Genomic DNA, 8,959 nt, shown 5'->3' with positions numbered 1-8,959 from the left:
GCTCCCCCCCCCGGCCCCGGCCTAGCCCGCGATGCGGGTGGTGAGCGTGCCCAGCCCCTCGATCTCCACCTCGCAGGTGTCGGCGGGGGTCAGCATGCCCACGCCTGCGGGGGTGCCGGTCATGATCAGGTCGCCCGCCCGCAGCACGACGCTGCGCGACAGGAAGGACACGATTTCCGGCACCGACCAGATCATGTCGGCCAGATCGCCCTGCTGGCGCAGCGCGCCGTTCACCCGGCACAGGATCGCCCCCTTGGCCAGATGCCCCACCTGCGACGCGGGATGTACCGGCCCGATGGGCGCCGACAGGTCGAACCCCTTGGCCATGTCCCACGGGCGGCCCATCTTCTTGGCCTCGGCCTGCAGGTCGCGGCGGGTCAGGTCATTGCCCACGGCATAGCCCCAGACATGGGTAAGCGCGTCAGCCTCGGCGATGTCGCGCCCGCCCTGCCCCAGCGCCACGACCAGTTCCGCCTCGTGATGCAGGTTGGAAGTCTGCGGCGGATAGGGAATCTCTGCCCCGTCCTCGACCAGAACATCGGCGGGCTTCATGAAGAAGAACGGCGGCTCGCGGTCGGCATCCCCGCCCATCTCGGCGGCATGGGCGGCATAGTTGCGCCCCACGCAGAAGATGCGGCGCACCGGAAAGCGGTCCGTGGATCCCGCCACGGGCAGCGAGGAGGTGTCGGCAGGGGAAAAGACGAAGGACATCGGCAAAGGCTCCTTTCAGCGCGGATCATCCGCCACGCGACGCAGCGCGGGCTGCCGCACCATGACGGCTTGGCGCGGGCGGCGCCACCCCCGGCAGCCTGCGGGACCGGCCTGCACTCACGGACATGTCACGGCGTTGTCATCACCCGCGGTCTGTGCAAGCGTTCGGCAGCAGATGCGGCAGAGGAACGGACGGATGGCAAAGACGGTGGCGGTGATCGGGGCGGGGATCGTGGGCGTGGCCACGGCGCTGTGGCTGCTGCGCGACGGGCATCGCGTGGTGCTGATCGACCGCAAGGGCCCCGGCGAGGGCACGAGCCACGGCAATGGCGGCGTGCTGGCCTCGGGCTCCGTGGTGCCGGTCACCGGGCCCGGGCTCTGGGGGCGCGCGCCGCGCATGCTGCTTGATCCCAACCAGCCGCTGTTCCTGCGCTGGGGCTACCTGCCCCGGCTGGCGCCGTGGCTCTGGCGCTACATGTCCCATGCCAATGCCGATGCCGCCCGCCGCCGGGCAGAGGCGGTGACCCATATCATCGGCGACAGCCTTGCCGACCATCAGGCGCTGTCGGCGGGCACGGGGGCGGAAAAATGGCTCGTGCCCGGCGATTACACCTTCGTCTATGCCAACCGCGCCGCCTATGAGGCCGATGCCTTCGGCTGGGGCATCCGCCGCGATCTGGGCTTCGAGTTCGAGGTGATGGAGGGTGCGGCCTTTGCCGCCTATGACCCGGCGCTGGCGCCGAGCCTTGGCCTTGGCGTGCGGATGCCGAACCATGGCCGCATCACCGATCCCGGCCAGTATGTCAAAGACCTTGCCGCCCATGCCCAGCGTCAGGGGGCAGAACTGCGCATCGGCGAGGTCACCGATTTTATCCGGCAGGGCGACCGGCTGACCGGGCTGCGCCTTGGCGGTGAAACCCTGCCCTGCGACGCGGCGGTGCTGGCGACCGGCGTCTGGTCGAAACCGCTGGCGGCAAAGCTGGGGCTGGACGTGCCGCTGGAAAGCGAACGCGGCTACCATCTGGAACTCTGGGAGCCCTCGGTGATGCCGCGCGCGCCGATGATGATCGCCAGCGGCAAGTTCGTGGCAACGCCGATGGAGGGGCGGCTGCGGCTGGCGGGGATCGTGGAATTCGGCGGGCTGGTGGCCCCCGCCTCGCGCGCGCCCTTCGCCCTGCTGGAACGCAACATCCGCGCCGCCCTGCCCGGGCTGACATGGAAGCACAAGGTGGAATGGATGGGGCACCGGCCGTCGATCTCTGATTCGCTGCCGGTGATCGGCGAGGCGCCAAAGCTGCGCGGCGTCTTTGCCGGATTCGGTCACGATCATGTCGGTCTGACAGGCGGTCCCAAGACCGGACGGCTGCTGGCGCAGCTTGTCAGCGGCGCGCGGCCCAACATCGACCTTGCACCCTATGCGCCGACGCGGTTTCAATAAGACATAAACCTTCGCATACAAACAAACCACGGGGAGACTGACCATGAAGACGATGACCACCCTTCTTGCCGCCACGGCGCTGGCCGGGGCTGCGGGCGCCGCGTCGGCGGAAACATGGGACATGCCGCTGGCCTATGCCGCGACCAATTTCCATTCCGAAGTCGCCGCCAATTTCGCGACCTGCGTGACCGAGGCCACCGGCGGCGATCTGGAGATTGTCACCCATCCCTCCGGCTCGCTGTTCGGCGGGGCCGAGATCAAGCGTGCGGTGATGACCGGTCAGGCCAATATCGGCGAACGGCTGATGTCGGCGCATGAAAACGAAAACCCGCTTTACGGCGTGGATTCCATCCCCTTCCTCGTCTCCTCCTTCGAGGAGCACGAAAAGCTGTGGGATGTGGCCGAACCCTATGTGACCGAGGCGCTGGCAGAGGACAATCTGCACTATCTCTATTCGGTGCCGTGGCCGCCGCAGGGGCTTTACATGAACAAGCCCATCACGTCGATCTCGGAACTGAAGGGCGTGAAATTCCGCTCCTACTCCACCGCCACCGCCAAGATGGCGGAGATGACCGGCGCGCTGCCGGTGCAGGTGGAGGCCGCCGAACTGAGCCAGGCGCTGGCCACCGGCGTGGCGGAAAGCTTCATCTCCTCCGGCGCCACCGGCTTTGACCGCAAGGTTTGGGAGCATCTGTCCAACTTCTACGAAGTCGACGCATGGCTGCCGCGCAACGCGGTCTTCGTGAACAAGGACGCATGGGAGGGCCTCTCGGACGAAACCCGCACCGCCCTCACCGACTGCGCCGGCAAGGCCGCCGAAGAGGGGCTGCAGACCTCCATGGACTATACGCAGACCACGGTGGACGCGCTGAAGGACAACGGCATGACCGTGGAACGCGCCAGCGACGCCATGATGGCGGAACTGCGCGAGATGGGCGAAGTGATGACGCAGGACTGGCTCGCCAAGGCTGGGCCCGACGGTCAGGCGATCATCGACGCCTATCGCGGCGAGTAACCCGCCCGAACACCGGCAGGGCGGCGCGGGGGTCATTCCCCCCGCGCCCCTCTGCCGCCCCTCCTCTTGCGGAAAAGGAACAGCCCATGGCGACGGCACGGGCGCTTCGGCGCTTTCTTGATGCCCTTTACCTTGCAGGCGGCGTGATCGCGGGGGGATTCCTCATCGCGATCCTGCTGCTGATCGTGGCGCAGATGGTGGCGCGCTGGACCGGCCATGTCTTTCCCGGCGCCACCGATTACGCCGGATACTGCATGGCGGGCGCCTCGTTCTTTGCCTTTGCCTATGCGCTGAACCATGGCGCGCATATCCGCGTGTCGATCCTTCTGTCAGCGCTGGGGCGGTTCCGCTGGTGGGGAGAGGTCTGGTGTTTCGGCATCGGCACCGTCACCGCCACATGGTTCGCATGGTATGCGGTGCGCGGCATGCTGGTGTCGCGGCGCTGGAACGAACTGAGCCAGGGGCTGGACGCGACACCGATCTGGATTCCGCAGCTCAGCATGGCGGCGGGGGTGATCCTGCTCGCCATCGCCTTCTGGGATCACCTGATCCGGCTGATCGCCACCGGACGGCACGGCATCACCACCGACCTGATGGATCAGGCGCAGGGAGAATGACATGGACCAACTGATCCCGATCGCCATCTTTCTGGCGGTGCTGTTCCTGCTGCTGGGATCCGGCGTGTGGGTGGGGCTTGCCCTGATGGGCGTCGCCTATGTGGGGATGGAGCTGTTCACCTCGCGCCCCGCCGGGGACGCGATGATCACCAAGGTCTGGTCGTCCTCGTCCAGCTGGACGCTGACAGCCCTGCCGCTGTTCATCTGGATGGGAGAGATCCTGTACCGCACCCGCCTGTCCGAAGACATGTTCCGCGGCCTCAGCCCGTGGATGGCGCGGCTGCCGGGTGGGCTCGTGCATACAAATATCGTCGGCTGCACGGTGTTCGCGGCGGTGTCGGGATCCTCTGCCGCCACGCTGACCACGGTGGGCAAGATGTCCATCCCCGAACTGCGCCGCCGCAACTATCCCGAACATCTGGTGATCGGCACGCTGGCGGGGGCGGCGACGCTGGGGCTGATGATCCCCCCCTCGCTGACGCTGATCGTCTACGGGGTCACCATCAACGAAAGCATCACCAAGCTTTTTATGGCGGGGGTGCTGCCCGGTCTGGTGCTGGCGCTGATGTTCATGGCCTATGTGGCGATCACCGCCAAGCTGTCCCGCGATTTCGATCCGGTGCCGGAGCCGCATATGACGCTGCTGGCCAAGATCAAGAATTCGCGTTTCCTGATCCCGGTGATCCTGCTGATCCTCGTGGTGATCGGGTCGATGTATCTGGGCATCGCCACCGCGACCGAGGCTGCGGCCTTTGGCGTGGTCGGATCCATGCTGCTGGCGCTGGCGCAGCGGTCGCTGACGCTGGCCACCTTTTTCGACAGCCTGATGGGGGCGGTGCGCACCTCGGCCATGATCGCGCTGATCCTTGCGGGCGCGGCCTTCCTGTCGCTGTCCATGGGCTTTACCGGCATTCCGCGCGGGCTCGCGGACCTGATCGCCAGCTGGGATCTGTCGCGCTTCCAGCTGCTGATGGCGCTTCTGGTGTTCTACATCATCCTTGGCTGCTTTCTGGACGGCATCTCCTCGGTGGTGCTGACCATGGCGGTGGTGGAGCCGATGATCCGCGAGGCGGGCATCGACCTGATCTGGTTCGGCATCTTCATCGTGGTGGTGGTGGAAATGGCGCAGATCACCCCGCCCATCGGCTTCAACCTGTTTGTGCTGCAGGGCATGACCGGGCACGAGATGACCTTCATCGCGCGCGCCGCCATCCCGATGTTCCTGATCATGGTGCTGATGGTCTTCGTGCTGATCCTGTTCCCGGATCTGGCCACCTGGCTGCCCGAGAACATCCGGCAGCGGGTCTGAGCCGGGCATGGCGCTGCTGCGGCTCTGCGCCCGCCACGCCCGCTGGCTGCTGGTGGCGGGGCTGGTGCTGGGCATCGCCCTGCCCGATCTGACCCGCGCGGTCAGGCCGTGGCTGCCCGAACTGGTGGCGCTGATGCTGTTCGTGGCGGCCCTGCGCATCGGGCCCAAGGCGGCGCTGGGGGCGCTGGCCACGCTGCCCCGGACGCTGGCGGTGGTGCTGGTGTTCCAGCTGGCGGCGCCGCTGGCGGTGCTGGGCCTTTGTATCGCGCTTGGCGTGGCCGACAGCCCGGTGGCGCTGGCTTTGGTGCTGCTCTGCGCGGCGGCGCCCTTGGCGGGCAGCCCCAATCTGGCGCTGCTGGTGGGGGGCGATCCCGCCCCGGCGCTGCGGCTGCTGATCCTTGGCACGGCGCTGCTGCCGCTGACCGCGCTGCCGGTGCTGGCGCTGATGCCGGATCTGGGCGATCCCGCCCTGCTGCGGGCGGCGGTGCTGCGGCTTCTGGCCACCATCGCAGGGGCCACGGCGCTGGCTTTCGGCCTGCGCGCGCTGCTGCCCGAACCAGCGCTGCGGCAGGTGCAGGCGCTGGACGGCGCCTCTGCGCTGGTGATGACGGTGCTGGTGCTGGGCCTGATGTCGGCCATCGCCCCGGCGCTGCGCGACGATCCGCTGGCGCTGCTGGCATGGCTGGCGCTGGCCTTTGCCGCCAATCTGGGCCCGCAGCTCTTGGTGGGCGACCTGCTGGCGCGGCGCGGCGCGCGCGACGGGCTGCACGCCACCGCCCTGATCGCGGGCAACCGCAACATCGCGCTGTTTCTGGTGGCGCTCCCGCCCGAGGTGACGGCCAAGCTGCTGCTCTTCATCGGCTGCTACCAGATCCCCATGTATCTGACACCGCTGCTGCTGCCCCGGCTTTACCGCCGCTTTGACGCCCGTGCTTCCATCCCGCGCCCGGTGCGCTAAAACGGGAGCGGATCCGATGGAGGAAGACCCGCCATGCCCCTGACCCCCGCCGATGACGCCTTCGCCGCCGCGCTGCGCCCGCGTCTGCCCGAGGATACGCTGCGCCCTGCCGAGCCCCGCCATCTGGAGGAGCCGCGAGGCCGCTGGCGCGGCACCTCGCGCTGGGTCGCCCTGCCGCGCACGGTGCAGGAGGTATCGGCACTCGTCACCGCCTGCGCCGAGGCCCGGGTCGGCCTCGTGCCATGGGGCGGCGGCACCGGGCTGGTGGGCGGACAGGTTGCCCCCGACGGCCCGCCGCCGCTGCTGCTGTCGCTGGACCGCATGACCGCGATCCGCGCCGTGCACCCGCGGGAAAACGTGATGGTGGCCGAGGCGGGCGCGGTGCTGGCCGATGTGCAGGAGGCGGCGCGGGGCGCGGACAGGCTCTTTGCGCTGTCGCTTGCCTCCGAAGGCACGGCGCGGATCGGCGGGCTGCTCTCCACCAATGCCGGCGGGGTCAACGTGCTGCGCTACGGCAATGCCCGCGATCAGGTGCTGGGGCTGGAGGCGGTGCTGCCCGACGGCCAGATCTGGCACGGGCTGAAACGGCTGCGCAAGGACAATACCGGCTATGACCTGCGCAACCTGCTGATCGGCGCCGAAGGCACGCTGGGGGTGATCACCGCCGCCGCGCTGAAACTGGCGCCCCGCCCCGCCGCCACCGGCACGGCGCTGCTGGTGGTGCACAGCCCCGCTGCGGCGCTCGACCTTCTGGCGCTGGCACGCGACCATCTGGGCGAGATGGTCAGCGCTTTCGAACTGATCGGGCGCATGGGCTTCGATTTCCTGCGCGAAGCCCTGCCCGACCTGCGCCAGCCCTTCGCCACGGGGCCCGAATGGTGCGTGCTGGTGGAACTGGGCCTGCCGCGCGGCATGGATCCGCAGACCGCGCTGGAGGAGCTGTTCGCCTCGGGGCTGGCGGCGGGTCTGGTCAGCGACGGGGTGGTGGCGCAGAGCACGCAGCAGGCCGCCGAGTTCTGGACGCTCCGCGAACATATCCCCGAGGCCAACCGCCGCATCGGCGCCATTTCCAGCCATGACGTGTCGCTGCCGCTGGAGGCGCTGCCCGCCTTCATCCCCGAAGGACTGGCGCGGATCGCGGCGCTGGGGCCGTTCCGGGTCAACTGTTTCGGCCATCTGGGCGATGGCAACCTGCATTACAACGTCTTCCCGCCCAAGGGCGGCACCAAGGCCGACCATCAGGCGCTGCGCGAGGAGATCAAGCGCACGATCCACGATCTGGTGCATCAGATGGGCGGGTCGGTCAGCGCCGAACACGGCATCGGACGGCTGAAGGTGGCGGATCTGGAACGTTATGGCGACCCGGCCAAGCTGGCCGCCATGCGCGCCATCAAGGCGGCGCTCGATCCCGCAGGGATCATGAATCCCGGCGCGGTGCTGCGCCTGCCCCCGGGCTGAGGCTCAGTCCCACCACGGCCCGTGCCGCGCGTCCTGCCCGTCGACCCGGTCAAAGCCGTGGCGCCCGAAGAAATCGCGCTGCGCCTGAATCAGCGCCGCCGTGCCGCGCGGCTGGCGCAGCGTGTCCCAGAAGGCCAGCGCCGCCCCCAGCACCGGCAGCGGATAGCCCGCCGCCACCGCCTGCGCCACCAGCGCGCGCAGCGCGGGGATGCCCGCCGCCAGCACCGGGGCAAAGCGCGGCGCCAGCAGCAGCTGGCCTTCGGGCGCGCCGTCGCGGAAGGCGCCCGCGATGTCATCCAGCAGCCGCGCCCGGATGATGCAGCCCGCGCGCCAGATCTCGGCGATGCGCGCGGCATCCAGATCCCAGCCATATTCTGCCGAAGCCGCGGCAAGGATGCGGAACCCCTGCGCATATTCCAGCACCCGCGCCGCCAGCAGCGCCGCCTCCAGCGCCTCCATGTCAAGCGTCAGCGCGCCGCGCTCCGCGCCAAAGGCCGCCCCGGCGGCGGCACGCAGATCGCCCTCCGCCGACCATGCCCGCGCGGCCACGGCGCCTTCGATCAGCGTGGCGGACTGACCCAGCCGCACCGCCTCGATCACCGTCCAGCGCCCGGTGCCCTTCTGCCCGGCGCGGTCAAGGATGGCATCCACCACCGGCCCCCCGCCATGGCTGTCCTCCGCCGCCAGCACGGTGGCGGTGATCTCGAACAGGTAGCTTTCCAGCGGCCCCTTGGACCAGCGCCCGAACTGCGCGGCAATCTCCGCCGGGCTCTGCCCCGCGCCATGCCGCAGCAGGTCATAAACTTCGGCGATCATCTGCATGTCGGCATATTCGATGCCGTTATGCACGGTCTTGACGAAATGCCCCGCCCCGTCCGGACCCATGCGGTCGACGCAGGGCGCGCCCTCATAGGGGGCGGCGATCCGCGACAGGATCGGCTCCAGCGCCTGCCAGCTTGCCTCCGAGCCGCCGAACATCATCGAAGGACCATGCCGCGCGCCCTCCTCGCCGCCCGACACGCCCAGCCCGACAAACTGCAGCCCCGCCGCCTCCAGCCGCGCCGCGCGCGCCCGCGTCGCATGGAAATCGGCATTGCCCGCGTCGATCACCGTGTCGCCACGCTCCAGCAGCGGCATCACCTCGTCCAGAAACTCGTCCATCGGCGCGGTGGAGGGGATCATCGCCAGCAGCAGCCGCGGCGCGGGCAGCGCCGCGATCAGCTCGGCCAGCGAGCCGCAGGCGGTGATGCGCGCCGCAAAGGGCTCGGCCCGCGCCACAAAGGCCTCGAGCGGGCCCGGGCTGCGATTCGCCACCGCCACCGCCACGCCCTTTTCCGCCATGTTGAGCGCCAGCGCCGCCCCCATGGTGCCCAACCCGTAAACGCCGATCCGCGCTGCCGCCATGCCCGCCTCCTGTGTCTGACGGCGGCAGGCTAGCGCTATCACCGGCAGG

The 8,959-nt window shown here is 69.2% G+C and carries 8 protein-coding genes; 6 read left to right on the top strand and 2 right to left on the bottom strand.

Features of this window, described 5'->3' with window-relative positions:
• Positions 1 to 21 precede the first annotated feature (21 nt).
• Entirely contained in the window at positions 22 to 711 is a 690-nt protein-coding gene (locus VK682_RS12760; RefSeq protein WP_230797167.1) for a fumarylacetoacetate hydrolase family protein, read from the bottom strand.
• 196 nt (positions 712 to 907) lie between these two features.
• Here VK682_RS12760 and VK682_RS12755 point away from each other — a divergent pair, with 196 nt between their 5' ends.
• The 6 genes from VK682_RS12755 (at position 908) to VK682_RS12730 (ending at position 7,506) form a co-directional block, all read left to right on the top strand.
• Positions 908 to 2,149, top strand: a complete 1,242-nt coding sequence (locus tag VK682_RS12755; protein WP_089844546.1) for an NAD(P)/FAD-dependent oxidoreductase — start codon at positions 908 to 910, stop codon at positions 2,147 to 2,149.
• Positions 2,150 to 2,192: 43 nt separating this feature from the next.
• Positions 2,193 to 3,164 carry a TRAP transporter substrate-binding protein gene (locus tag VK682_RS12750; RefSeq protein ID WP_089844547.1) on the top strand — a complete coding sequence of 324 codons (972 nt, stop codon included), beginning with the start codon at positions 2,193 to 2,195 and terminating at the stop codon, positions 3,162 to 3,164.
• Positions 3,165 to 3,250: 86 nt separating this feature from the next.
• Complete coding sequence (locus VK682_RS12745) at positions 3,251 to 3,781, top strand: TRAP transporter small permease (protein WP_230797168.1); 531 nt, start codon at positions 3,251 to 3,253, stop codon at positions 3,779 to 3,781.
• A gap of 1 nt (position 3,782) precedes the next feature.
• The gene (locus VK682_RS12740) at positions 3,783 to 5,090 is read left to right on the top strand and encodes a TRAP transporter large permease (RefSeq protein ID WP_230797169.1); all 1,308 of its coding nucleotides are present in this window, start codon (positions 3,783 to 3,785) and stop codon (positions 5,088 to 5,090) included.
• 7 nt (positions 5,091 to 5,097) lie between these two features.
• A complete protein-coding gene (locus VK682_RS12735) occupies positions 5,098 to 6,048 on the top strand; it encodes a hypothetical protein (RefSeq protein WP_230797170.1) in 951 nt (316 codons plus the stop codon).
• 33 nt (positions 6,049 to 6,081) lie between these two features.
• Positions 6,082 to 7,506, top strand: coding sequence for an FAD-binding oxidoreductase (locus VK682_RS12730; RefSeq protein ID WP_230797171.1), 1,425 nt, complete (start codon positions 6,082 to 6,084; stop codon positions 7,504 to 7,506).
• A gap of 3 nt (positions 7,507 to 7,509) precedes the next feature.
• On the opposite strand, the gene gndA is transcribed toward VK682_RS12730, so the two are convergent.
• A complete protein-coding gene (gene gndA, locus VK682_RS12725; RefSeq protein WP_230797172.1) occupies positions 7,510 to 8,910 on the bottom strand; it encodes an NADP-dependent phosphogluconate dehydrogenase in 1,401 nt (466 codons plus the stop codon).
• Between the last annotated feature and the right edge of the window lie 49 nt (positions 8,911 to 8,959).

It is taken from the genome of Salipiger marinus (genome assembly GCF_035481585.1).
Taxonomy (GTDB): Bacteria; Pseudomonadota; Alphaproteobacteria; order Rhodobacterales; family Rhodobacteraceae; genus Salipiger; species Salipiger marinus.
Note: the sequence above shows the minus strand (reverse complement) of the source record. Positions and strands in the feature narration are given on the sequence as shown.

Excerpts from the sequence above, each read along its gene's own strand:
- VK682_RS12760 (WP_230797167.1), bottom strand. The coding sequence starts at position 711 with ATGTCCTTCGTCTTTTCCCCTGCCGACACCTCCTCGCTGCCCGTGGCG.
- VK682_RS12755 (WP_089844546.1), top strand. The coding sequence starts at position 908 with ATGGCAAAGACGGTGGCGGTGATCGGGGCGGGGATCGTGGGCGTGGCC.
- VK682_RS12750 (WP_089844547.1), top strand. The coding sequence starts at position 2,193 with ATGAAGACGATGACCACCCTTCTTGCCGCCACGGCGCTGGCCGGGGCT.
- VK682_RS12745 (WP_230797168.1), top strand. The coding sequence starts at position 3,251 with ATGGCGACGGCACGGGCGCTTCGGCGCTTTCTTGATGCCCTTTACCTT.
- VK682_RS12740 (WP_230797169.1), top strand. The coding sequence starts at position 3,783 with ATGGACCAACTGATCCCGATCGCCATCTTTCTGGCGGTGCTGTTCCTG.
- VK682_RS12735 (WP_230797170.1), top strand. The coding sequence starts at position 5,098 with ATGGCGCTGCTGCGGCTCTGCGCCCGCCACGCCCGCTGGCTGCTGGTG.
- VK682_RS12730 (WP_230797171.1), top strand. The coding sequence starts at position 6,082 with ATGCCCCTGACCCCCGCCGATGACGCCTTCGCCGCCGCGCTGCGCCCG.
- gndA (WP_230797172.1), bottom strand. The coding sequence starts at position 8,910 with ATGGCGGCAGCGCGGATCGGCGTTTACGGGTTGGGCACCATGGGGGCG.